Source organism: Pseudomonas sp. App30, assembly GCF_047947025.1.
Classification (GTDB): domain Bacteria; phylum Pseudomonadota; class Gammaproteobacteria; order Pseudomonadales; family Pseudomonadaceae; genus Aquipseudomonas.
Window position 1 is genome coordinate 3,821,720 of the sequence record NZ_CP133165.1, and the last position, 22,876, is coordinate 3,844,595.

At 65.1% G+C, this 22,876-nt stretch carries 21 protein-coding genes; 4 read left to right on the forward strand and 17 right to left on the reverse strand.

Features of this window, described 5'->3' with window-relative positions; genetic code table 11:
• Positions 1–65 precede the first annotated feature (65 nt).
• Both RAM80_RS17870 and RAM80_RS17875 read left to right on the forward strand, forming a co-directional pair.
• Positions 66–305, forward strand: a complete 240-nt coding sequence (locus tag RAM80_RS17870; protein ID WP_027980809.1) for a DUF2789 domain-containing protein — start codon at positions 66–68, stop codon at positions 303–305.
• A 174-nt stretch (positions 306–479) separates the two neighbouring features.
• Positions 480–1,118 carry an NADH:ubiquinone oxidoreductase subunit N gene (locus RAM80_RS17875; RefSeq protein WP_416421800.1) on the forward strand — a complete coding sequence of 213 codons (639 nt, stop codon included), beginning with the start codon at positions 480–482 and terminating at the stop codon, positions 1,116–1,118.
• 81 nt (positions 1,119–1,199) lie between these two features.
• On the opposite strand, the gene RAM80_RS17880 is transcribed toward RAM80_RS17875, so the two are convergent.
• The 9 genes from RAM80_RS17880 to RAM80_RS17920 form a co-directional block, all read right to left on the reverse strand.
• Positions 1,200–3,653, reverse strand: coding sequence for a TonB-dependent siderophore receptor (locus RAM80_RS17880; protein WP_416421801.1), 2,454 nt, complete (start codon positions 3,651–3,653; stop codon positions 1,200–1,202).
• 85 nt (positions 3,654–3,738) lie between these two features.
• Positions 3,739–4,701, reverse strand: a complete 963-nt coding sequence (locus RAM80_RS17885) for a FecR domain-containing protein (protein WP_416421802.1) — start codon at positions 4,699–4,701, stop codon at positions 3,739–3,741.
• A complete protein-coding gene (locus tag RAM80_RS17890; protein WP_416421803.1) occupies positions 4,691–5,191 on the reverse strand; it encodes a sigma-70 family RNA polymerase sigma factor in 501 nt (166 codons plus the stop codon). Before RAM80_RS17890 ends, RAM80_RS17885 begins: the two co-directional genes overlap by 11 nt.
• Positions 5,192–5,360: 169 nt before the next feature.
• Entirely contained in the window at positions 5,361–5,831 is a 471-nt protein-coding gene (locus RAM80_RS17895; RefSeq protein WP_416421804.1) for an SRPBCC family protein, read from the reverse strand.
• A gap of 27 nt (positions 5,832–5,858) precedes the next feature.
• Positions 5,859–9,248: an amino acid adenylation domain-containing protein gene (locus tag RAM80_RS17900; RefSeq protein ID WP_416421805.1), complete on the reverse strand. Its 3,390-nt coding sequence runs from the start codon at positions 9,246–9,248 to the stop codon at positions 5,859–5,861.
• 15 nt (positions 9,249–9,263) lie between these two features.
• Positions 9,264–10,193 carry a diiron oxygenase gene (locus RAM80_RS17905; RefSeq protein WP_416421806.1) on the reverse strand — a complete coding sequence of 310 codons (930 nt, stop codon included), beginning with the start codon at positions 10,191–10,193 and terminating at the stop codon, positions 9,264–9,266.
• Complete coding sequence (locus tag RAM80_RS17910) at positions 10,190–10,963, reverse strand: DUF3050 domain-containing protein (protein WP_416421807.1); 774 nt, start codon at positions 10,961–10,963, stop codon at positions 10,190–10,192. The genes RAM80_RS17905 and RAM80_RS17910 overlap by 4 nt, the downstream gene beginning before the upstream one ends.
• A 533-nt stretch (positions 10,964–11,496) precedes the next feature.
• Positions 11,497–12,252, reverse strand: a complete 756-nt coding sequence (locus tag RAM80_RS17915; protein ID WP_416421808.1) for a thioesterase II family protein — start codon at positions 12,250–12,252, stop codon at positions 11,497–11,499.
• A gap of 74 nt (positions 12,253–12,326) precedes the next feature.
• Positions 12,327–13,016: a GntR family transcriptional regulator gene (locus tag RAM80_RS17920; protein WP_416421809.1), complete on the reverse strand. Its 690-nt coding sequence runs from the start codon at positions 13,014–13,016 to the stop codon at positions 12,327–12,329.
• A 357-nt stretch (positions 13,017–13,373) separates the two neighbouring features.
• Between RAM80_RS17920 and RAM80_RS17925 the strand changes: the two genes are divergently transcribed.
• Entirely contained in the window at positions 13,374–13,745 is a 372-nt protein-coding gene (locus RAM80_RS17925) for a helicase (RefSeq protein WP_416421810.1), read from the forward strand.
• A 34-nt stretch (positions 13,746–13,779) separates the two neighbouring features.
• Here the strand turns inward: RAM80_RS17925 and RAM80_RS17930 are convergent, their stop codons facing one another.
• The 6 genes from RAM80_RS17930 to exbB form a co-directional block, all read right to left on the reverse strand.
• Entirely contained in the window at positions 13,780–15,180 is a 1,401-nt protein-coding gene (locus RAM80_RS17930) for an aminoacyl-tRNA deacylase and HDOD domain-containing protein (RefSeq protein ID WP_416421811.1), read from the reverse strand.
• A 128-nt stretch (positions 15,181–15,308) separates the two neighbouring features.
• Positions 15,309–17,384, reverse strand: a complete 2,076-nt coding sequence (recG, locus tag RAM80_RS17935) for an ATP-dependent DNA helicase RecG (protein WP_416421812.1) — start codon at positions 17,382–17,384, stop codon at positions 15,309–15,311.
• Entirely contained in the window at positions 17,381–18,313 is a 933-nt protein-coding gene (locus tag RAM80_RS17940; protein WP_416421813.1) for a LysR substrate-binding domain-containing protein, read from the reverse strand. Before RAM80_RS17940 ends, recG begins: the two co-directional genes overlap by 4 nt.
• Before the next feature lie 93 nt (positions 18,314–18,406).
• Positions 18,407–19,150 carry an energy transducer TonB gene (locus RAM80_RS17945; RefSeq protein WP_416421814.1) on the reverse strand — a complete coding sequence of 248 codons (744 nt, stop codon included), beginning with the start codon at positions 19,148–19,150 and terminating at the stop codon, positions 18,407–18,409.
• A complete protein-coding gene (gene exbD, locus RAM80_RS17950) occupies positions 19,147–19,572 on the reverse strand; it encodes a TonB system transport protein ExbD (RefSeq protein ID WP_416421815.1) in 426 nt (141 codons plus the stop codon). Before exbD ends, RAM80_RS17945 begins: the two co-directional genes overlap by 4 nt.
• Before the next feature lie 3 nt (positions 19,573–19,575).
• Positions 19,576–20,538 (reverse strand): tonB-system energizer ExbB, encoded by a 963-nt coding sequence (exbB, locus tag RAM80_RS17955; protein WP_416421816.1) that lies wholly within the window; start codon positions 20,536–20,538, stop codon positions 19,576–19,578.
• A gap of 190 nt (positions 20,539–20,728) precedes the next feature.
• Here exbB and RAM80_RS17960 point away from each other — a divergent pair, with 190 nt between their 5' ends.
• Positions 20,729–21,586, forward strand: a complete 858-nt coding sequence (locus RAM80_RS17960; RefSeq protein ID WP_416421817.1) for an SDR family oxidoreductase — start codon at positions 20,729–20,731, stop codon at positions 21,584–21,586.
• A gap of 88 nt (positions 21,587–21,674) precedes the next feature.
• Here RAM80_RS17960 and RAM80_RS17965 read toward each other — a convergent pair whose 3' ends face one another.
• On the reverse strand, positions 21,675–22,412 hold the full coding sequence (locus RAM80_RS17965; RefSeq protein ID WP_416421818.1) for a hypothetical protein: 738 nt from the start codon (positions 22,410–22,412) through the stop codon (positions 21,675–21,677).
• 59 nt (positions 22,413–22,471) lie between these two features.
• The gene (locus RAM80_RS17970) at positions 22,472–22,852 is read right to left on the reverse strand and encodes a RidA family protein (protein WP_008366837.1); all 381 of its coding nucleotides are present in this window, start codon (positions 22,850–22,852) and stop codon (positions 22,472–22,474) included.
• Positions 22,853–22,876: the final 24 nt, after the last annotated feature.

Consider the following 22,876-nt stretch of genomic DNA (forward strand, 5'->3'; position numbering starts at 1 on the left):
TGCCCCTCGACGCCAGCGTCAAAGTTACCTTTAATAAGAGTTTAGTTGACCCCGAGGGTACCCACATGGAATCGCCCAGCCATAGCCTGCCCGCCCTGTTCGATCAGCTGGGCCTGGCGTCCTCGCCAGTGGAAATCGAGCGCTTCGTCACCAGCCACTCGCCGCTCAAGCCCGGCCTGAAACTGCATGAGGCGTTCTTCTGGACACCTGCCCAGGCCGCCTTCCTGCGCGACGAAATCCTCGAGGACGCCGACTGGGCGGAAGTCATCGACCAGCTCAACGAACTGCTGCACAAAGTGCGCTGACCCTGCCGCTTATCCGCTGCCGCCGTGCTTTTGACTTTTGCAGGCAACACTCGCCGCAAGCTGTCCTATGCTCTGATTTATCGGGTTCCTGTGGTCTGTTCATGACCGCGCGGCGGTACTCACGCGGATTCTTTCAGTCATCACTGGCCCCGGGTCAATGGGATGATAATAACTATGAAAGATTCCTATGCTCCTGGCTTCTGGTGCGCCACCACGGCGCTCGGATTGATCACTGCCACCTACTTCTACGGGGTCGTCCAGGCCCACCGAATCGAGCAGGCCCTAGTGTTCTTCAATAGCGCGCTGGGCCTGATCGGCGTGCTGGCGATGGCGGTACTGGCCTGGTCGGCGCACGAAAACGCCCAGCTGAAAAAACGACGAGAAACCCAGGGCCACACCCTGGTACGCATCTGGGACACCAAGGTTGCCCTGCGCAAGGTCGAGACCGTGTTCGACCGTTATTTCTGGGGCAGCTACTGGCAACCCGGGCGCACTTTCCAGGAGGTGATGGGTGACCTGGCGGGCACGCCGCTGGAGAAATCCCTGGAGGCGCTGAAGCGCCAGTGCGAGGGCCTCGACGAAGAGATCCACGACAGCCAATGGCACTGGCTGGACAACGCCCGCGAGCTGTCCACCGTGGCCACGGCGCTGGCGCGCCAGCGCTACCTGTTGGACTTCTGCGACCCGCGCACCACCATCAAGGGTGGTGCGGTGGTGGACCGCGAGATGGAGACCCTGGTGTACACCTGGTCGGCCCGGTTGCGTGCGTTCGATCACCAACTCGATGAGCTTGAGACCGAATATAACGTGTGATGCCTGACGCGGCCTTCGGCCGCTGCTACAGAGCGACGGTGCCGAAGGTTTGTAGCAGCGGCCGCAGGCCGCGTCCGGGGTTCAGAACCGATAACTCAAGGTCGCCGCCACGTTGCGCTCCTCGCCCACGTAGCAGAAGTTCAGGCTGGCGCAGGTGGCCACGTACTTCTCGTTGGTCAGGTTGTTGGCGTTCACCCGCAGGTCCAGGCCCTTGAGCCCCAGCTTGCCCAGGTCGTAGCCCACCGAGGCATCGTAGAGGGTATAGGCCGGCACCTTCGTGGTGTTCTCGGCATCGGCCCAGCTGTACCCCACGTACCGCACGCCAGCGCCCAGGCGCAGGCCATCCAGCGCGCCGTCGCTGAATTTGTAGTCCGCCCACATCGACGCCATCTGCCGCGGCGCCTGGGTGGGCGAGTTGCCCTTGTTCTCGATGAGGTTGTCGGCGGTGCTCAGGGTGCTGATCATCGACTTGGTGTACTTGAGGTCGGTGAAGGTGTAGCTGCCCAGCAGTTTCAGGTTGTCGGTGAGTTGCAGGTGCGCTTCCAGCTCCACGCCTTGGGAACGCACGGCGCCGATGGCGCGGTAGAAGTTTTCCTGGGGCAGCTTGGTGGCCAGGTTTTCCTGGTCGATGCGGAACACCGAGGCGGTGTAGAGGTTGTCCGAGCCCGGCGGTTGGTACTTCAGGCCGGCTTCCCACTGGGTGCCGTCGGTGGGTGGCAGCGGGTTGCCGCTGGCGTCGGAGTAGGAGTTGGGGTTGAACGACTCCGAGTAGCTGAGGTACGGCGCGATGCCGTTGTCGAACAGGTAGAGCACGCCGGCGCGGGTGGTCAGCTTGCTGCGCTCGTCGCTGATGGTGGTGCCCAGCGGGCGGTTGTATTCGGCGATGCGGTTTTCATCCGAGGTCTTCACCCAGTCCTGGCGCACACCCAGGGAGAAACGCCATTTGTCCAGCTCGATCAGGTCCTGCAGGTACACGCCGGTCTGCTGCAGGCGGCGCAGGTAGCTGGTGGGGCTGTAGTAGCTGATGGTGGAGTTGCCGTACACCGGGTTGAACGCATCGATGGGCGCCAGCGAGCCGCTGGTCCAGTCGACCACGGTCTTGCGCCGTTGATAGTCCAGGCCCAGCAGGGTGGTGTGCTTGGCGGCGCCGGTGAAGTATTCGGCCTGCAGCATGTTGTCGATGATGAACGAGTGCAGCTTCTCGCTGGCGCCCGAGTAGTAGCGGTTCAGCTCGTTGCTGCTGGGCGACACCCAGCCGTAGCCGTAGACCTGGGCCAGGTCGACCTTGGAGTCCAGGTAGCGGAAGTTCTGCCGCGCGGTGAAGACGTCGTTGAAGCGATGCTCGAACTGGTAGCCGAACGACTGCTGGTCGCGGCTGTAATGATCCACCCCAGGTTCGCCCTCGAAGAAGTGCTCGGAGATGCGCTGGCCATTGTGCTGGTGCAGCAGGCCGTCGGCAGGCAGGCCGCCGTGGTAGCCGCCCTCGGGGTCGTGCTGCAGGTAGGCCTGCAGGGTCAGCGAGGTGTCTTCGTCGAAGTCGATGCTCAGGGTGGGCGCGATGGCGTAGCGCTTTTCTTCGTTGTGGTCGAACTGGGTGTCGGCCTCGTGGGTAAGGCCGGTGACGCGGTAGGCAATGCGCTTGTCGTCATCCAGCGGGCCGCTGAAGTCGAAGCCCACGCCGTGCTGGCCCTGGGTGCCGACGGTGGCCTGGATCTCGTGGTAGGCCTCGTACAGCGGCTTCTTGGTGGTCAGCGCCACCAGGCCGCCGGGCGAACTGCGCCCGTAGAGCACCGACGATGGCCCTTTCAGAATGTCGACCCGTTCCAGGAAATATGGGTCGATCTGCATGGTGCTGTAGGTGCCGCTGTCGCCCATGGACTTGAGGCCATCGATGTAGATGTTGTCCACCGAGCCGTCGTTGAAGCCGCGCATGGCCACGTAGTCGTAGCGGTGCGTGGCGCCGTAGGGGTTGGTCAGCACGCCGGGGGTGTAGCGCATGGTCTGCGACACGGTCTGCGCGCCCTGGTCGTCCATCTGCTGGCGGGTGACCACCGACACGCTCTGCGAGGTTTCCAGCAGGGCGGTGCTGGTCTTGGTGGCCACCTGGCTGTGGGTGGCGTTGTAGCCGTCCATGCTGCCCAGCGCGTTGCCCAGGGCAAAGCCACGCACGTCGGTGCTGGGCAGGGTCATGGCCTGGTCCTGGGTGGCTTGCAGGATGAAGCTGGCACCGTCGGCGCTGCTGGCGCGCAGGCCGCTGCCGGCCAGCAAGGTGCTCAAGCCCTGTTCGATATCGTAGCTGCCATGCAGCCCAGCGCTTTGCTTGCCCTGGGTCTGCGCCGGGGTGGCGGCCAGGGTGATGCCGGCCTGGCGGGCGAACTGGTTCAGCGCATCGCCCAGGCTGCCGGCGGCGATGTCGTAGCTGCGGTTGGCGGCCTGGGGGGTGTCGACAGCGGCGGCGTTGGCCGCCAGGGGCAGGGCGGCCAGGCCCATGGCGGTGGACAGCAGCAGGGAGAGTGCGGGGGTTTTGCCGGTCATGGTGCGGTTCCAAAGGGGCATGAACAGGTTGATTACTGTCCAAGCCGGTTGGCGCGGCAAAACCCGCCAAAAAATTTTCCGCCGCTCACGCCGGTTCCAGCTGCACCCAGAACCGCGTGCGGGTGCGCACCTGTACCGGCAGGGTCTGTGGCAGCAGGGCCAGCAGCGCGTCGGTGTCGGCCAGGCGGAAGACGCCGGACAGGCGCAGGTCGGCGATCCCGCTGGCGCAGCCCAGGTAGCCGTGGCGGTAGCGCCCCACTTCCTCGAGGAACGCCTGCAGGCGCATGTCGCGGGTGACGATCAGGCCGTCGGCCCAGGCACCCATGTCCATGTCCGGGCGGGCGATTAGGCGTAGGCCCTGCTGGTCCAGCTGCCAGCTCTGGCCCGCCTGGGCCCAGGTCAGCGCGCCGCCCTGGGCCGGGTAGATCGCGACCTTGCCGCTGGTCACGCTCAGGCGCGTGCAGGTGTCCTGCTGGCGCACGCTGAAACGCCCTTGCGCGGTTTCGAACAGGCCGTCGCGGTTGCTCACCTGGAACGGGCGCGAGTCGGGCTGGCAGCTGATCATTATTTCGCCATGCCTGAGGCTGACCAGCCGTTGCCGGGCGTTGAAGCGCAGGTCGGCGGCGCTGTGGGTGTTGAGTTGCAGCTGCGAGCCATCGGGCAGGTTGAAGCGGCGTTGCTCGCCGACGCCGGTGGCGAAGTCCGATGACCATTGTTGCCACTGCTCAAGGTCGCGGCCCAACCAGCCGGCGCTGCCCAGCAGCGCCACCACGCCCAGCAGCTTCAGCGCCTGGCGCCGGCCCAGGCGCTGGGCGCTGGCTTCCAGTGCCTGGCCGGCACCTGGCACGGCGCGGTAGTGGCTGGCCACTTCCTGGCTCATGGCCTGGATGCGCTGCCAGGCCAGTTCGTGGCGCTGGTCGGCCGCGCGCCAGTCGGCGCACTGGCGTTGCAGGCGCGGGCTGGCGCGTTCGCTGCCCATGCGCAGCATCCAGTCGATGGCCTGGCGCACCATCTGCGGGTCGGGCACGGCGCCCGGCTCAGTGTTCATAGCGCAGCACGTAGCAGTGGTAGAGCGCATCAGCCACGTAGCGCTCCACCGAGCGCAGGGAAATGCCCATCTGTGCGGCGATGTCCTGGTGGCGCATGCCTTCGCACTGGGACAGCAGGAACGCCTTGCGCACCTTGGGCTTCAGGCCGTCGAGCAGGCGCGCGATGCCTTCCAGCAGCTCCAGCAGCAACGCGCGGGTTTCCAGGCACGGCACTTGGGCGGCGGGCAGGTGGGCGATGGTTTCCAGGTAGGCGCGGTGCAGTTCCTCGCGGCGCCAGTGGTCAATCACCAGGCCCCGGGCGATGGTGCGCAGGAACGCGCGCGGCGCGCTCAGCTCCAGGCGTTCGGTGCGCTGCAGCAGGCGCAGGAAGGTGTCCTGGGCCAGGTCCGCGGCATCGGCGGCGTTGCCCAGCCGGCTGCGCAGCCAGGCGTTGAGCCAGCCGTGGTGGTGATGGTAGAGCGAGTGCACGACATTTTCTTGGGAGGGCATGAGGATGCGCTGCGCGAAACTGCATGAATGATAATTAGTCTTATTTTCATGAAGCTTTGCACATTTTGCAACAACCCGGACGTTGGGCAGCGGTTGTGGGAGCTGGCTTGCCAGCGAGCTGTTGAGGCGCGAAAAACTCGCTGGCAAGCCAGCTCCCACAAAACACAGGTTATTCGAACAGCTTGCGGGCGTTACCCATGGCGTCATCGGCAAAGCCCTGCAGGAACTGCTTGAACCCAGGCAGGGCCTCGGCACCGCCCTTCGCAGGCTCCCCCTGGATGGTCCACAACGCCCGGGACCTGCCCGGGCCATCGGCGAATACCTCCATGGAGGCCCACAGGTTGCCGATGTCCAGGGTGGTGTAGATCAGGCTCCAGGTCATGCGCCGCGCCTGGCTGTCATGGCTGTTGAGTTGCTCGACGACAATGTTCTCGCCATCGGCGAAGTGCTTGATGCGCAACGAGCGCGGCCCTTCGCCGAGCATGTCGATGCGCGCCAGCGCCGGGATGAACTTGTTGAAACCGGCAAAGTTGCCAACCAGCGCCCACACCGCATCGGCGTCGGCGTTAATGGCCACTTCAGCGCTGACGGTGCAGCCCTGGGGGTGACGGATCAGGGTATCGGGTACGAGTGCGTTCATGGTGCTTCTCCTTGGGGTGGGGATGACTCAGATGAACTGGATTTCCTTCAGGTACGCGCAACCCTTGCGCAGCAGCGCCGGGGTCTTGCTGGGGTAGCGCTCGCCCATGCGCTGCACGCCGTCGCGGGCGTTGCCGTGGTCGATGCGCGAGATGTCGCCGATGTCTTCTTCGAAGCCGTCGAGGTAGAAGCCCAGCACGCCGAACAGCGCGTTGTCGGCGTCCACCCGGCCCAGCTGCTGTTGCCACTGGGCCACGCTGACCAGCTCGAAGTCGCGCCCCGCCTCGCGGAACGCCGCCACGTAGCTGGCCCAGCTCAATGGTTCGGGGTTGTGCAGGTTGAACACCGCGTGGCGGGCCTGGTAGCGGCTGCTGTGGAAGGCCAGGAAGCGCGCCAGGAAATCCACCGGCATCAGGTCGAAGTTGAGGCTCAGCGCTGGCACCTGGCCCAGCTGCAGCGAGCCCTTGAGCATCAGCATCAACCGGTTGCGGTGCGGCTGGCACACCCCGGTGCGGCTGTTGAAGGTGATGTTGCCGGGGCGGTAGAGGTTGGCCCACACACCTTGCTCGCGGGCGCGCTGGAGGATGCGTTCGGCCACCCACTTGGACAGGTTGTAGCCGTTGCGGATGTAGATGGGCGGGGTGTCGGCCGGCGGTTCCTCGCGCACGTTGCCGTCGGCGTCGATGACGCTGGAGGCCGACAGGGTGGAGACGAAATTGAAGATTTTCTTGCTGCGCCCTTCGCACAGGCGCAGGCAGTGGAACACCGGCTCGACGTTGCTGGCCGCCAGCGCCTCGTAGTCGAGCACGTGGTTGACCACCGCGGCATTGTGGATAAGTGCGCCGTAGCGCTGGTCGATATCCGCGTACACCGCATCGCTCAAGCCCAGTTTTGGCTGGGTGATGTCGGCGGCGTGCACGCGCACGCGGCTGAGGTCCAGGTGCTGCAGGCGGTTCTCGTCCAGCGCCTGCTGGAAGCGTTCGCTGGCGCTGGCGCCGGGCTGCGCACGCACCAGGCACGCCACCTCGGTGGCGCCCCAGGCCAGCAGCGCCTCGACGATGTGCACGCCGAGGAAACTGTTGGCGCCGGTGACCACCACCTTGTGCACGTCGCCCAGGCGGTCCATGGGCAGGGCGTGGATATCCAGTTCGCGGAAGGCGTCGCTCAACGCCTGGGGGCTGACCTGGCGCACCTGGTCCTGCACGCCGGCCACCAGTTCGGCCAGGCGCTGCAGGGTCGGTTGTTCGATGAAGCGGTTGATGGAAATGCCCGTGCCGAAGCGCTCGCGAATCTGCAGCAGCATCTGCGACAGCAGGATGGAATGGCCACCCAGGTTGAAGAAGCTGTCCTGGGTGCAGATCTGCTCGCCAGGCAGTTCCAGCAATTCGCTCCACAACGCCAGTAGCTTCGCCTCGGCGGCGTTGGCGGGCGCTTGCCGTGGCTTGTCGCGGGCCGCGGCCTGGGGTATCGCCAGCAGCGCATGGCGGTCGACCTTGCCGTTCGGGGTGGCTGGCAGCACGGCCAGTTCGCTGTAGTGCAGCGGGCGCATGTAGTCGGCCAGGTGGGCCTGGGCGTGAGCGGTCAGGTGCGCCAGCGCGTCGGCCTGGCGCGGCTGTGCAACGAACGCCAGCAGGCGCTTCTGCGCGTCCACCACCACGGCCACCTGGCCGAACTGGCCGCTGGCGCGCAGGCAGTGCTCGACCTCCTCGGGCTCGACGCGGAAGCCGCGGATCTTCACCTGGTTGTCCCGCCGCCCGGCCAGGGCAATGCCGTCGTCGCACCACTGGCCGATATCGCCGGTGCGGTAGGCGGCCAGCCGCTGGCCATCGGGCAGCGCCAGGCTGACGAAACGCTCCGCGCTCAAGGCCGGGTTGTTCAGGTAGCCCAGGCCGGTGCCGGCGCCGGCGATGTACAACTCGCCGGGGGTGTTGTCGGCGACCGGCTGGCCGTCCTCGTCGAGGATCAGCACCTGCGTGTTGGCGATAGGCTGGCCCAGCAGGCGCGGGTTATCCCCCGGCTGCATGCGGCGGGTGGTCGCCAGGATCGTGGTTTCCGTGGGGCCGTAGATATTGTGCAACTGGCAGTGGGCGGCGAAGTTGGCCAGCGCCGCCGGCTCGCACACGTCGCCACCGGTGACCAGATGCTGCAACGCCAGCGGCCGGTCGGCGGGCAGGATGCTCAGCAGCGCTGGCGGCAGGAACGCGTGGCTGACCTCCAGGCCATTGATGAGCGCCACCAGTTGCTCGGGGTCGCGGCGCTGGTCTTCGCTGGGCAGCACCAGGGTCGCCCCGGCGATGAAGGTGGGCAGGATGTCGAGCAACGAGGCGTCGAAGCCGATGGTGGAAAACTGCAGCACCCGGCTCTGGCTGCCCAGCGCCACATGCTGGCGGTACCAGGTCTGGAAGTGGTTGAGGTTGGCGTGGCAGAGCAGCACGCCCTTGGGCTGCCCGGTGGTGCCGGAGGTGTAGATGGCCACCGCGGGCGCCTCGCTGCCCGGCGTTTGATCGAACAGCAGGGTGCGCGTGGCCGCTGGCAGCCCCTCAACCCCCAGGCAGGCCATGCCTTGCGCTTGAAACGGGGCGCTGCCGCTGTGCAGCAACAGGGCGGCGCCGGCGTTTTCGGCGATTGCTTGCAGCCGCCGGGGCGGGTGGCTGGGGTCCATGGGCAGGAACACGGCGCCGCTACCCAGCACCGCCAGCAGCGCGGCATACAGCGCCGGCGACTTGCCCAGGCACACGCCGATCACTGGGGGCTGGGCGCGGTCCAGCCAGGGTTGCAGGGCACTGCGTATCGCCAACGCCTGGGCATGCAGTTGCCCGTAGCTCAGGCTGCCATCGCTCCACAGCAACGCTGGCTGGCGCGCATGGCGTAGCAGGCTGGCCTGTAGCTGTTCCACCAGTGCCGGCTGCGCGCTGTCCAGCCATTGCGGTTGTCGGGTCTGGTTGAAGGCGTGTTGGTAGGCCAGCACTTCAAGGGCCTGCAACCCCTGCTGGCCGGCCAGCCCCGCGGCGTCGCAGGCCGGCCAGCGGGCGAAGTGCTGTGGGTCGCGGGACAGGCGGCTGACCTCCAGGGTCAGCCGCTCCACCAGGCTCTCGATGACCTGCGCGCTGAGCATGGCGCCGTTGCCGCTGGGCGGCGTTGCCTGTGCCTGGCAAATAATCAGCCGCTGGGCCTGGGCGCTGCCCGCCCAGCATTGCCACTGCACGCTGGGCAGTGGCGCTACACCGTTGGCGAGGCTGACGCGCAGGCCCAGGTGCAGGCAGCGGGGGCCAGCGGGCACGGGGGCGCTGCCGTCCTCGATCAGCAGGTCGGCGGGGCCGCCGGCTTCGTCCACCTGGTGCCCGTACTCGCGCAAGGCGGCGCCCAAGGCCCGCAAGGCCCGGCTGGAACCGCACAAGATGATCTGCAGACGTCTCATGATCTTCTCCTTGAATCAGCTCAGGTAAGCGGCCAGGGCATCGCGCACGCAGGGGCTGTCGAGCATCGAGCTGCCCTGGAAAAACCGCAGGATGTTGGCCAGCAACGGGTGCTGGTGGTTGATCGGGTAGGCCAGGGCCTGCACCTCCTCGGCCAGGGCCCGACGCACGCAGGCATCGGCGTGCAGGTGCTCGATCAGGCTGAGGTCGAAGGCCTTCTGGATATCGTTGGTCAGGTAGCGCTCGATGAAGGTCGGCAGCATCCGCGCCAGGTGCGCCTGGTCGGCGGCGGGCGCCGCTTGCCAGTAGATGCGCACCAGGCGGGTCCAGAACGTCGAATGCCGACCTTCGTCCAGCAGGTGGTCGGCCATCAGCCCCTTGATCGAGTCTTTCACCGTGGCGTCGCGGGCGAACGCGGCCACGTCGTTGGTCAGGGTGTTTTCGGCGATCGCCACGCAGATCAGCTCGCCGGCCTGGCGCAGCCCTTCGGGCAGTTGCGCCAATGCCGCCGGGATGGCCCGGCTCAGTTCGATTTCACTGGGCAGGCCGATGGGCTCTATGCCTGTCAGCTCGATGGTCTGCTGCATGAAATCCATGGCCACCAGGGCGTGGTAGTCCTCGTCCACCACCACGGTCATGGCGTCGTAACGGCAGGCAAAGGGCAGCGCCATGGCGAACCGGCCGCGAGCGATGGCGCCGGCGGTGTGGTTGACGATCTCGGTCTCGAAAATCACCACGTCGTGGATGAATTTGTACAAGCTCTGCACCAGGGCGAAGTCGCGCAACTGCGGGCACTCGCGCTCAAAGGTGGCGCTGAGCACCAGCGGCTGGCGGCTGACCGGGTAGATCAGCCGCTGGTCGTCCTCCACCCGCCGTCGCGGTCGGGTGCGGATGGTGGCCCGGTTTTCCCAGGCGTCGGCGAACGAGCGATAGTCGGCGGCGTTCATGCGCTCACCCCGGTGCGCGCGTGCAGGGTCGCCCGCAGCCCGTTCCACAACGCCATGCGGCTTTCGATGGCTGCCAGCGCCGCCTCGTGCACTTCCTGTTGGCGTTGCGGGTCATCGTCTACCAGGCGGTCCAGCAGCGACTGCGCGGCCGGGCCGTGGTCGTCCGAGTCGACCTCGATGTGCCGTTGCAGGTAATAGTGCAGGGTAGGGGCCTGTTCCCGGGGTATTTGCCAGTCGTCCAGCAGTTGCTGGAACATCTGCGGAATGACGCTCTCGCGGCCATGCAGGAACGCTGCCGCGACCATGTGGGCCGGCGCGTGCAAAGCGGTGTCCAGGGTGTTGCAGACAAAGCGTACCGCCGCCGGGGTGGCGTTGACGCTGTGCAGGGCGGTCAGGTAGTTGACGCCTTCGGCCTGCAGCTGCACGAAGCGCTCGATAGGCGCGGTATCGGCACCAATCTCGCGCATGGCGTCCAGGTACAGTTCGAAGTGGCTGTAGTGGCCTTCGAGCAGGTGGTCGTCGGTTTCTTCCCCCAGCACAATCTCGTTGATCAGCCTGGCGGCCTTGGGGTCTCGTGGTGGCAGCCAGGGCAGGCTGACGCAGGTCAGTTCACGTTGCAGGCGCTTGGTCAGGGACATGAAATCCCATACCGCAAATACATGGGTTTCCATGAAACGCTGCAATATGGGCAACGAGTTGATCTCGGCAAAGATCGGGTGTGCACCCAGTTCGCTTTTCTTTTGTTCAAGCACAACGTTTTGAAAGGTCATGGCACTTCCTCACTGTTTCGAACAGGTCGTCAACGGAATTAACTTTGTCTGCGGCAGTCAACTCAAAAGCGGCTGAATATCTCCTTTGTTTTCGTGGGTAAATGTAAAATATTGTTATTGGCTAAATGGGTGCTGTTGGTTGCTGCCCCTCAGCCCTCTAAACGCTAGACCATGAAGTTGTTTTTGTTCAAATAAAATCGTTAAAAAACAACAGGTTATGATTTTAAAAACAATAGGGTTGCGCTAAAACCGGCGTCGCCAGTTTTAGAGGCGCAAGCGCTCCCCTTTCAACGTTTTACGGTCAAAATCAATAACAGCGAGTGAATGCATCACTCGGAGCACTCTAAGTTTTGAGATGGGGGGATTTATTTAGTCGAGGGACAAGCCCGGCGCGCGTTGCTCCTGCATGGGTGACTGTCGGCGGCCCATAGTTTGTATGGGCTGGTCACGGCCCTGGGGCCAAGGCAAAGAGTGTGCGTTAAATGGTCAGATTGCCATCAGGGGGCGATTACAGGAGGTAAGCAAGCGGAGAGTCAGGCGCTGAGCAGGCCCAGATGGGTATTGATGATATGTAGCAGACGCTGGCGCTGGCTGTGTACGAAGAAATGGTCGCCCGGCAGCTCGATCAGCTCGAATTCGCGCGCGGTAAAACCTTGCCACGGCAGCATGTTGGCCATGGGTTCCAATGGGTCTTCACTGCCGTACAGGGCCGTCAGTGGCACTTGCAGCGAATGCCCGACCGTGTCCGACCAGGATTCGGCCAGTTGCAGGTCGCGGCGCAGCATGGGTTCGACTTGGGCGATAAAGTGAGGGTCGGACGATTGTTGGGAGGTAATGGCGTTCAGGGCTTCGAGGGCCTGGAACAATTGCCGGCCAGGCAATTGATGCAGCAACGGAGTGCGTGGGGAAGTATCGGGGCTGCGGCAGGCGGCGATGAACAGGTGGCGGGTCTGGCGAGGGAAGGCGCGGATGGCCCGCTTGGCGATTTCGTAGGCGATGCTGCCGCCCAGGCAATGGCCGAACATGGCGTGGGGCTCGGCCAGCAGCGGCTTGAGCTGGGCGAAGGTCTGTTCAAGCAGCCGCGGCCAGTCTTCCAGGGCCGGTTCGTCGGCCCGTGCGCCGTGGCCGGGCAGGCAAACCGTGACCAGCTCGATGTGGTCTTCGAGGTCCTCGGCCAACTGCAACAGCTGCGCCGGGTCGGCGCCCGCGCATGAGAAGCAGATCAGGCGCATCAGCGTGGGCTGCCCGGAATTGGCGACCATCAACCATGGGTTGTTTTGAACGTGCACGGCCTTTCCCCCACCCGGGCCGTGCCGGGCATGTCTTACCGGGGCCGCGCCGCCTCCCTGGGCGCGGCGCCCGTTCAATCCGGCTGGCGAGTGTCGAGATAATGCCGGATGGTTGCGGATGCGTTGTTCAGGTGCCGTTGCAGCACGGTGACCGCACGTTCGACGTCGCGGTCCTGCACGGCATCCACCAGTTCAATGTGATCATCCTGGGTGGGTTTGCCCAAACCCATGGACGACAGGTGGAAGCGCAGGAAACGTTCTTCCTCGTTCAGCTCCTGCTCAATCAGCCGCAGCAGCTTGCGGTTGCTGGAGCCGGCATACAAGGAGAGGTGAAACAGGCGGTTCAGGCGGCCCAGCTCGCTGAGGTTGGTCTCGGTGTCGAGCTGATCGATGTAATGGCGCGCTTCGGCGATGTGCGCTTCGGTCAGGTTGGGCACCGACTGGCGCAGTGCCTCGGTTTCCAGCAGCAGGCGCAGGTTGTAGGTGTCCACGGCGTCTTCGCCGATCAGTGGCGCCACCACTGCACCCTTGTGCATGACCACCTTGAGCAGTGACTGCGCTTCCAGCTGGCGCAAGGCTTCACGCACCGGCATGCGGCTGACGCCGAACAGCGTGGCCAGCTCCTGTTGGCGTACTGCCATGCCCGCGGGTAGTCGGCCGTCCAATATGGCGCTGCGCAGCTTCTCCTCGATAACTGACCGAGCCAGGTGGGCTGGAACCTGCTCGGTGCCCAGAATGGAGCTCAACGACTTTTTGGCTGTCACGATCGGGCTACCTGCATAAATGTAACGCAATGTGTAAAGGATCCAATAGAAGCTAGTGGGCCCCGGTGTTGCTGTCAAACGAGTGGCCAGATGGTTTTTTTGTACGGTCTGATTCGTACAGGCTGAAAACGTACCGTCACGTTCGAGTTTGTTATCGTGACGGAGTTTTCTCGACTTTGAAAGGTGGCGAATCGCCCAGTGTGTTGCCTGCTTAGACAGCCCGATAATTCGCCGATATGGCGTCTAAAAACCTTGTTTGGCGGGCAAAATCGTTAAAAAATGATTTTGTAGTGGTGCCGTGCGGCGATAGCGGTACACTGCTGCGTACCCTATTGATGATTTTTCCGAGGCGCGTACATGAAGTTTCGCTTTCTGCTCTGGGCCATGGGCATGTTGATGGCCCGGGCCAGCCGCACCAACCCCGCTTTCAGCCAGCAGCTCAAGGACCGCGACCTGGTGTTCCAGCTGCAGACCCTGGACGGCAAGGTGGCCCGGCATTTCATCGTCAAGGACATGCGCGTGACCAGCAAGGGCGGCACCGTGGCCGACCCGGCGTTCGCCATCGCCTTCAAAGACGCCGCCTTCGGCTATGAGACCCTGCAGGCCAAGAACAAGCAGCTGGCGTTCATGCAGGGTATCCAGGACAAGACCATCCAGATCAAGGGCAACCCGGCGCTGGTGATCTGGTTCCAGGGCATCATGAAATACCTGAAACCGAAGAAGAAATAAGCCCGGGGGAGCCGGCAAGCCGGCTCCCACGCGGTCAGTGGTGGTTGAACTGCGAAGCCAGTTCGCGCAGCAGTACCTCGGCGTCCAGCACTTTACTGACCACTTCCTCGGCCTTTTCGCGGCTCAGCCCCAAGCGCTCCAGCAGCTCGTCGGGAATGCCTTCGTCGGCGCCCGAACCGATGCCGCGGCTGCGCAGCAGGCGTACTGCCAGGCACACCAGGTTCGGGTACTGGGCGTAATCACCATCGTAGCTGGGGTCGTGCTGGAAGCGCAGGGCGCTGGCCAGTTCCTCGGGCATGTCCCAGAAACGCATCAGCCAGGCGCCGATCTGCTCGCGGGTGATGCCCAGCAGGTGCTGTTCCACGTAGCTGTGGCACAGGTGCGGGTTGACCTCCAGGTGGCGGCAAATCAGCGAGAAGTGCGGCGGGAACACGTGGGCCAGCAGCAGGTAGCCGAAGTTGTGCAGCAGGCCGGCCAGGTAGGTCAGCCCGGTTTCGGGGCGCTGCGCCCGCGGGATGGCGCGGGTCAGGCCTTCGATCACCGCAGCGGTGTAGATCGACTGCTGCCAGTATGGCGTGGCATGTTGCGGCTGGTCCTTGGGCAGGCTCAGGGTCTTGCCCAGGGCCAGGCCCAGCGCCAGGTTGATCACCAGGTCGAAGCCCAGCACGCGCACGATGGCGTCTTCCACCGAGCGGATCTTGCCCGGCGACGCGTAGTACGGCGAGGCCGCCCAGCTGACCACCTGCGCGGCCAGGGCCGGGTCGGTCTCCACCACGCCGGTGATGTCGTCGATGGTGGCGTTCGGGTCCACGCGCAGCTTGATGATTTTCTGCGCGGTTTCCGCCAGCGGCGGGATCTCGATGGTGGCTTCCAGGCGTTGCTGGATGCGCCGCGCGGTAAACGCCTGCACCGCCTGGGTGATTTCCTGGCGGTCGTCGTGGGGGCGGTCGAGGTTGGGGCGGATGCTGCCCAGCGGCTCGCCGAAGTTGCCGGCGCTGGCCTTGTTGAGCATCTTGCGGAAATCGTCGCGGGTGATTTCCAGCAGCAGGCCCGGCTGGCCTGAATTGATCAGCAGGTCGCTGGCGTCCAGCAGCCGTTCGTCGTACAGGCAAGGCGAGCTGGTGAGTGCCGGCAGGCCGGGCAGCTGCTTGAGGTCGTGCTTGGCCAGCATCTTGTCCAGGCGATCAAGCGGCACGGCGGTGAGCCGGCGCCCGGTCAACTCGGCCAGACGGTTCAGGTCCAGCAGCTGATTCTGCGGGAACAGCACCATGAGCGCGCCAACGGCATCGTTGAGCAGCACTGCCTGGACCTTGCGCGCAGGGTCCAGCTGCGGGTGGTCGAGCACCTCGCGATAGCTGATGACCAGCTTTCCCAGCATATCGTGAATGACAGACGGGGTGTGGGGGGTTGCGGTGTCCAGGGCAACTTCAGTCATGGTCTGTATCCATATTCCTACATGGCCGACAGTATACCCAGCTTGCAGGCGCTGCTGGATCCATCGTGCCAAGTCTTTTTTGAGCGTTACGTCGCAACCGCGGCGAAATAGCCGCGGTGGACGCGTTCCTAAACCTGTCCGTATTGCTGGCCGTGCCTCAGCCAACGCTCCAGTAGCGGGTCGACGTGCGCAGGCCATTGCGCAAGCAAGGTCTGGGCCGCGTCCCGTACGGCTGGCAGCAGGTCGGCATCACGCATCAGGTCCGCCACCTTGAACTGTAGCAAACCGGTCTGGCGGGTACCGAGCATCTCGCCGGGCCCGCGCAGCTGCAGGTCTTTCTCGGCGATGACGAAGCCATCGTTTGTTTCGCGCATGATACCCAGGCGCTCGCGGCCGATCTGCGACAGGGGCGGGTGATACAGCAGCACGCAGTGACTGACTGCGCTGCCACGGCCTACCCGGCCGCGCAGCTGGTGCAATTGCGCCAGGCCCAGACGCTCGGGGTTCTCGATGATCATCAGGCTGGAGTTAGGCACGTCCACGCCGACCTCGATCACCGTGGTAGCCACCAGCAATTGCAGCTCGCCGGCCTTGAACTGCGCCATGATCTCGGCTTTTTCCGCCGGTTTCATGCGCCCGTGGATCAGCCCCACGCGCAATTCGCCCAGGGCGCTGGTCAGTTCTTCGAAAGTGGTTTCGGCCGCCTGGCAGGTCAGCTCCTCGGACTCTTCGATCAGGGTGCACACCCAATAGGCCTGGCGGCCTTCGGCGCAGGCAGCGCGCACCCGCTCGACCACCTCCAGGCGCCGGCTGTCGGCCACCAGCACGGTGTTCACCGGGGTGCGGCCGGGTGGCAGTTCGTCGAGCACCGAGGTGTCCAGGTCGGCATAGGCGCTCATGGCCAGGGTGCGCGGGATGGGCGTGGCGGTCATGATCAGCTGGTGCGGGCACATGCGCCCGCCCACGCCTTTCTGGCGCAGGGCCAGGCGCTGCTGCACGCCGAAGCGGTGCTGTTCGTCGATGATCACCAGCGCCAGGTTGGCAAACTTCACCTCGTCCTGGAACAGCGCGTGGGTGCCGACCACCATGGGCGCGCCAGTAGCGATCTGTTCCAGGGCGGCGACCCGCGCCTTGCCCTTGAGCTTGCCGGCTAGCCAGGCCACTTCGATGCCCAGCGGTTCGAGCCAGCGCTTGAAGGTGATGAAATGCTGTTCGGCAAGGATTTCCGTGGGCGCCATCAGCGCCACCTGGTAACCGGCTTCCAGCGCCTGCAAGGCGGCCAGCGCCGCGACCACGGTCTTGCCCGCGCCCACGTCACCCTGCACCAGGCGCAGCATGGGCTCGCGCTGGCTGAGGTCGTAGGCGATCTCCTTGCCCACCCGTTGCTGCGCGCCGGTAGGGGCGAAGCCCAGGTTGGCCAGGTACTGCTTGGGCAGGCGCTTGGCCACGGGCAGCGCGGGCGCGCGCAGGGCCCGCAGGCTGTCACGCAGGCGTGCCTGGGACAGCTGGTGGGTCAGCAGTTCCTCGAAGGCCAGGCGGTGCTGGGCCCAATGGTGCCCTACGGCCAGCTCTTCCAGGTCGGCATCGGGCGGCGGGTGGTGCAGGTAGCGGATGGCCTCGTCCAGCGGCGCCAGTTGGTGCTCGCGGGCAAGCTCGGCGGGCAGCCAGTCGGGCAGGCTGCGCGGGCCGAGCATGGCCAGGGCCTGTTGCGACAGCTGCCGCAGCCGGGCCTGGGTCAGGCCTTCGGTGGTGGGGTAGATGGGCGTCAGCGTCTGTTCCACCGGCGCCGGCTCGTCGCCGGTAAGGGCGCGGTATTCGGGGTGGTAGATCTCCAGCCCCGAGGCGCCAGGCCTGGCTTCGCCGTAGCAGCGCAGGTGGGTGCCGCGCTTCAGGGCTTCTTTCTGCGCGTTGCTGAAATGGTAGAAGCGCAGGCTCAGCGAACCGGTGCCGTCACCCAGGCGCACCAGCAGGCTGCGGCGCTTGCCCATGGCCACGTCGGCGCCGCTGACCACGCCTTCGATCACTGCGTCCTGGCCCGGGCGCAGGGCCCCGATGGGGACTACGCGGGTGCGGTCCTGGTAGCGCAGGGGCAGGTGGAACAGCACGTCCTGAAGATTTTCCAGGCCCACCTTGGTGAGCTTTTCGGCCATGGCCTCGCCAATGCCCTTGAGGGCGGTGACCGCTACCTTGGACAGCTCGGTCATGTGGCGACTTTGCTCAACGGCGTCGGCTTGGCCACGGAGCACAGGCGGATGGAGTCAGCGAGGATCTCGATGGCCTTGGGCCGCGGGAAGCTGGCGCGCCAGGCGATGGCCACGGTACGGAACGGCGACGGCGGGGTGAGCGGGCGCACGTCGATCACGCCGGGGGCGTAGTGGTGGCTGTGCACCGCCGACAACGGCAGGATCGACACGCCCAGGCCGGACGCGACCATGTGGCGGATGGTTTCCAGCGAGCTGGATTCCACCGTGGTGTGCTTGGCGCCTTCGGTGCCCTTCACCAGGGTCGGGCAGGCTTCGAGCACCTGGTCGCGGAAGCAGTGGCCTTCGCCCAGCAACAGCAGGCTCTTGTCGTTGAGCAGCGACGAGTCGATGGTCTCTTTCTGCGTCCACGGGTGGCCAGCGGGCATCAGCACGTAGAACGGCTCGTCGTACAGCGGCAGCGTCAGCACATCGGCCTCGTTGAACGGCAGGGCGATGATCACTGCGTCCAGTTCGCCATTGCGCAGCTTGTCGCGCAGGATGTGGGTGAAGTTTTCCTCGATGTACAACGGCATCTGTGGGGCGACCCGGTGCAGTTGCGGGATGAGGTGCGGGAACAGGTATGGGCCGACGGTGTAGATGGCACCGACCTTCAGGGGCGCGGTCAGTTGGTTCTTGCCGGCCTGGGCCAGCTCGCGGATGCCCTGGGCCTGTTCAAGGACCTTCTGGGCCTGGGCGACGATGCCCTCGCCAACCGGGGTCAGGCGCACGGCGCTCTTGCTGCGCTCGAAAATAAGCACACCCAGTTCATCTTCGAGTTTCTTGACCCCCACCGACAAGGTCGGCTGGCTGACATGGCAACGCTCGGCGGCGTGGCCAAAGTGCTGCTCCTGGGCGAGGGTGACGATGTAGCGCAATTCTGTGAGAGTCATAACGTGCGTCCATGAAGTTGCGGGCCCAGCATAGCGGCTGCAATCGATAGACGCACGTTATCAAGGTTGCATCTGTATGTCAGAAACAGATATTCATCTTTTGTCCAGCGAGTAGACGAACGGCGCTACCACTTCCAGGCTGCCGTTGTTCAGCAGCTCCTTGGGCGGCGGCGGCAACGGCTGTGCCCGGCGGATCATGTCCAGGGTTGCGCGGTCCAGCGCTGCGCTGCCCGAACCACCGGCCAGCTCGTACGACAGCACCTTGCCCTCGGCGTCCACCACGAAGCGCAGGCGGTTCACGCCCTGCATGCCACGGCGGCGAGCGTCCTCGGGGTACTTCTTGTACTTGGCCAGGTGGCGCAACAGGTCACCCTGCCAGTTGGGCAGCGCGTTGCTGTTGGACGGCATCTGCGGCTGGGCCACGGGGGCCTTGGGCGCAGAGTCCTTCGCCGGGGCGGTGTCGACGACCTTCTCCGAAGGTGGCGTTTCCTGCGGCGGTTCCGGCTTCTTCTCAGGCTTGGGCGGCTGTGGCTTGGGCTTGGGTTTTGGCTTTTCCTGCTTGGGAATCGCGATCGTCGGCTTGGGCGCCTCGGCCAGCTTGGGCAGTGGCAGTTCCTCTACCGGGGTTGGCGGCGTGGGCGGCGTGATCACCTTGGGCGGTGGTGGCGGCGCCACTTCCGGCACTGGCGCCATTTCCACCATCATTGCCATGGGCGGCAACTCCGGTGGTGGCGCGGCGTGCCAGTTCAGCGCCAGGGCGATGGCCAGGGCATGCACCCCCAGCACCACCGCCAGGCTACCGCCGTAACGCGTCAGCTTATGGCGCGTCGTGATCATTTCTTCCCTACCGTCTCAAGGCCTACCAGGCCAACCTTCAGGTAGCCGGCGCCGCGCAGGGCGTTCATCACGTCCATCAGGTCGCCGTAGTCGACGCTCTTGTCAGCCTGGAAGAAGATCGTGGTGTCCTTCTTGCCCTTGGTCTTGGCGTCGAGCACCGGGCCCAGCTGGGCCCGGTCGATCTTGTCGTCGCCCAGGTACAGGCTCTGGTCGGCCTTGACGCTGAGGAACAATGGCTTTTCCGGTCGCGGCGCCGGCTTCGCCGTGGAGGCGGGCAGGTCTACCTTGATGTCAACGGTGGCCAGGGGCGCTGCGACCATGAAGATGATCAGCAGCACCAGCATCACGTCAATGAAGGGCGTGACGTTGATTTCGTGGTTCTCGGCGAGGTCGTCGCCACCTTCGTTCAGGTGCAGACCCATGGATTAACCCACCTTCACCATGTGTGGCGAAGCGCTGCGCTCGCCTGGCTGGTGGTCCAGGTCACGGCTGACCAGCAGCAGTACCTGGGCGGATGCGTCGGAAACCTGGGCCTTGTAGCCGGCGATGGAGCGGGCGAAGACGTTGTAGATCACTACCGCTGGAATAGCGGCAACCAGGCCCAGGGCGGTGGCCAGCAGGGCTTCGGCGATGCCGGGGGCAACCACGGCCAGGTTGGTGGTCTGGGTCTTGGCGATGCCGATGAAGCTGTTCATGATGCCCCACACGGTGCCGAACAGGCCGACGAACGGCGCGGTGGAACCGATGGTGGCCAGCACGCCGGTGCCGTTGCTCATGTTGCGGCCGCAGGCGGCAACCAGGCGCTCCAGGCGGAAGCTCACGCGCTCCTTGATGCCTTCCTTCTCGCGGGCGTTGGCCGACAGGTGCATCTCTTCCAGGGCGTCGTGCACGAGCAGGTGGGCTAGGGTGCCGGACTTGCTGGCGGTTTCGCTGGCGGCGGCCAGGGTAGTGGCCTTCTTCAGCTGGGCGATCTCGCCACGCAGGCGGCGCTTGGCGCCCAGCAGCTCGAAGCCTTTGGCGATCCAGATGGTCCAGGTGATGATGGAGGCGATGGCCAGGCCGATCATCACGATCTTCACGATGATGTCAGCGTTCTGGAACATGCCCCACGGCGACAGGTCGTGGCCCAGGCCGAAGCCGGTTTCAACGACAGGCTCGGCTGCGGCGTCGTCGGCAGGCTGTGCGTCAGTGGCGGCTGGCAGGGCAGTGGTGTCCGCAGCGGCAGGCGCTGGCGCGGCAACGGCGGCGGCCGGCGCGGCCTGGTGGGCCTGGGCAGCCGGTTCGTCGGCGAAGGCCGCCGGGGTCAGGGCCAGGCCGATCATCAGGGCGGCAATACCGCGCCAAGGGCGTGTACGAGAGGGCGAAACGCTAGGGCGATTAGGAGTCATGCTGGCCGGACCTTAGAGGAGTAAGGAGTGGATGTCCTTCCAGGCCTCGAGAGCGGGCCGAGAACAAAATGGGCCGTTATTATTGCAAGTAATTCTTGTTAACAAAAGCGATACGCTGGATTTTTTTCCTGCAATTTGTCGCTATTGTGGTATCCAGAGCAGTGTGCAGCGTTGATTCAGGAGTAAGGAAATGCCCGTGCCAAGCGTTTTGATCATTGGATGTGGCGATGTCGGCGGCCGCCTGGCCAGGCAGTTGCTCGCGCTCAATTGGCAGGTCCACGGGATGCGCCGGCAGGTGGCCAGGCTGCCCCAGGGCGTGCTGCCGGTGGCCGGCGACCTGGCTTTGGAGCAATGCCCCGCGGGCTGGCCCCAGGGGCCCATCGACTACGTGGTGTACTGCGTGGCGGCCAGCCAGCATGACGAGGCCGGGTATCAGGCGGCTTACGTCGACGGGCTGACCCGGGTGGTGGCTTGGCTCAAGGACAACCGCCAGGCGCCCCAGCGGCTGGTGTTCGTGTCCAGCAGCAGCGTGTATGCGCAATCGGGTGGAGAGTGGATCGACGAATATTCACCCACCGAGCCCACAGGGTATTCCGGTCGCTTGATGCTGCAAGCCGAGCAGGTGGCCCGGGTCAGCGGCTGGCCGGCCACTATCGTGCGCCTGACCGGCATTTACGGCCCCGGCCGCGAGCGGCTGCTGGAGCAGGTACGCCAAGGCTATCGGGTAGCCCACGAGCCTGCGCTGTTCGGCAACCGCATCCACAGCGACGATGCCGCCGGGCTGTTGGCGTTTCTGTTGCAGCAGGATGTGCAGGGCGAACCGGTAGCCAGTTGCTACCTGGGCGTGGACGACAAGCCGGCGCCGTTGGCCGAGGTGGTGGAGTGGTTGCGGGCGCGCCTGGGCGTGCAGGGTTGGGCGGAGGAGGCCAGCGTGCGCCGCAACGGCAACAAGCGCTGCAGCAATGCCCGGGCCCGGGCGTTGGGGTGGGTGCCGCAGTACCCCAGCTACCGCGAGGGGTACGAAGCCATCCTCTCCACCCTCCCGTAGCAGCGGCCACCAGGCCGCGTCATGGGCACCGCGGTTAGCCATGTTCTCCGCGGGACGCAGCCTTCGGCAGCTGCTACGGGAGGAGGGGTTATTGCTTCTTTAGCAGCCAGCGGCGGGCGCCGGCCTTGAAGCTGGGCATCTCGTCGGCCTGGGCCTGGTTGACCACCTCGAAGATTTCCAGCTGCTTGCCGTCACGCTTGAAGATGTACGGCGCGCCTTGCTTGTTCAACTCGATCCACATGCTGTCGGCATCGCCGGTCATGGTCGCGCAGTCGCCCGCCAGGCACAGGGCATAGCGGTCGGCGTTGGGGAAGCCGGCCAGTTGGCCGTTGGCCATGAAATGCACCACGCCGCCTTCGCCGGCGCCTTCGACGATCTTCCATTCGCCACCCAGGTAGGCGGCATACAGCGCCTGCTCGAAGCTGCTGCCCAGTGGGGCGCCAGGGTCGACGCTGGTCTTGGGCTTGACGAACACCTGCTTGGGGCCCGACTGGCTGGCCGCCAGGATCAGCTCGTCGTCATCGGTAGTCAGTTGCAGCTGCTGGTGGCCCTGGAAATCGGCCGCCCATTTGCCTTTGCCCAACGGCTGCAGGTTGCCCTGGGCGCGTTCGAAGCCGTTGCTGAAGCTGACCTGGCCAGCCTTGCTGTTGAGCTGCCATTCCAGCACCGGGCCGTTGGCGCCCAGGGCGTCGCGCAGGCCTTGGCCCTTGGCGGCGGTATCGATGGCTTTCTGGTTGATCCAGACCCCGCTGGGGTCGACATTGCTGTGACTGGCGCAGCCGCTCAGTAGCGCGGCCAGCAACGGCAGGACAAGCGCGTGGCGCATGTAGGGAATCCTTCCGGGGAGGGGAAAGGCGAAGCGCCTGGCGCTTCGCCGTACTCGGTTTACTCGACGACCAGGATGGCGTCCATTTCAACCTGTGCACCGCGTGGCAGTGCGGCCACGCCGATGGCGGCGCGGGCTGGATATGGCTGCTCGAAGTAGCGGCCCATTACCTCGTTGACCTTGGCGAAGTGGCTCAGGTCGGTCAGGAAGATGTTCAGCTTGACGATGTCCTTGAACGAACCGCCGGCTGCTTCGGCCACGGCCTTCAGGTTTTCGAAGACCTGTACGGTCTGGGCTTCGAAACCTTCCACCAGTTCCATGGTTTTCGGGTCCAGCGGGATCTGCCCGGACATGTAGACGGTGTTGCCCGCCTTGATGGCCTGGGAGTAGGTGCCGATGGCGGCCGGGGCCTTGTCGCTGGTGATAACGGTCTTGGTCATTGATGACTCCTTGGCAGGGGGAAG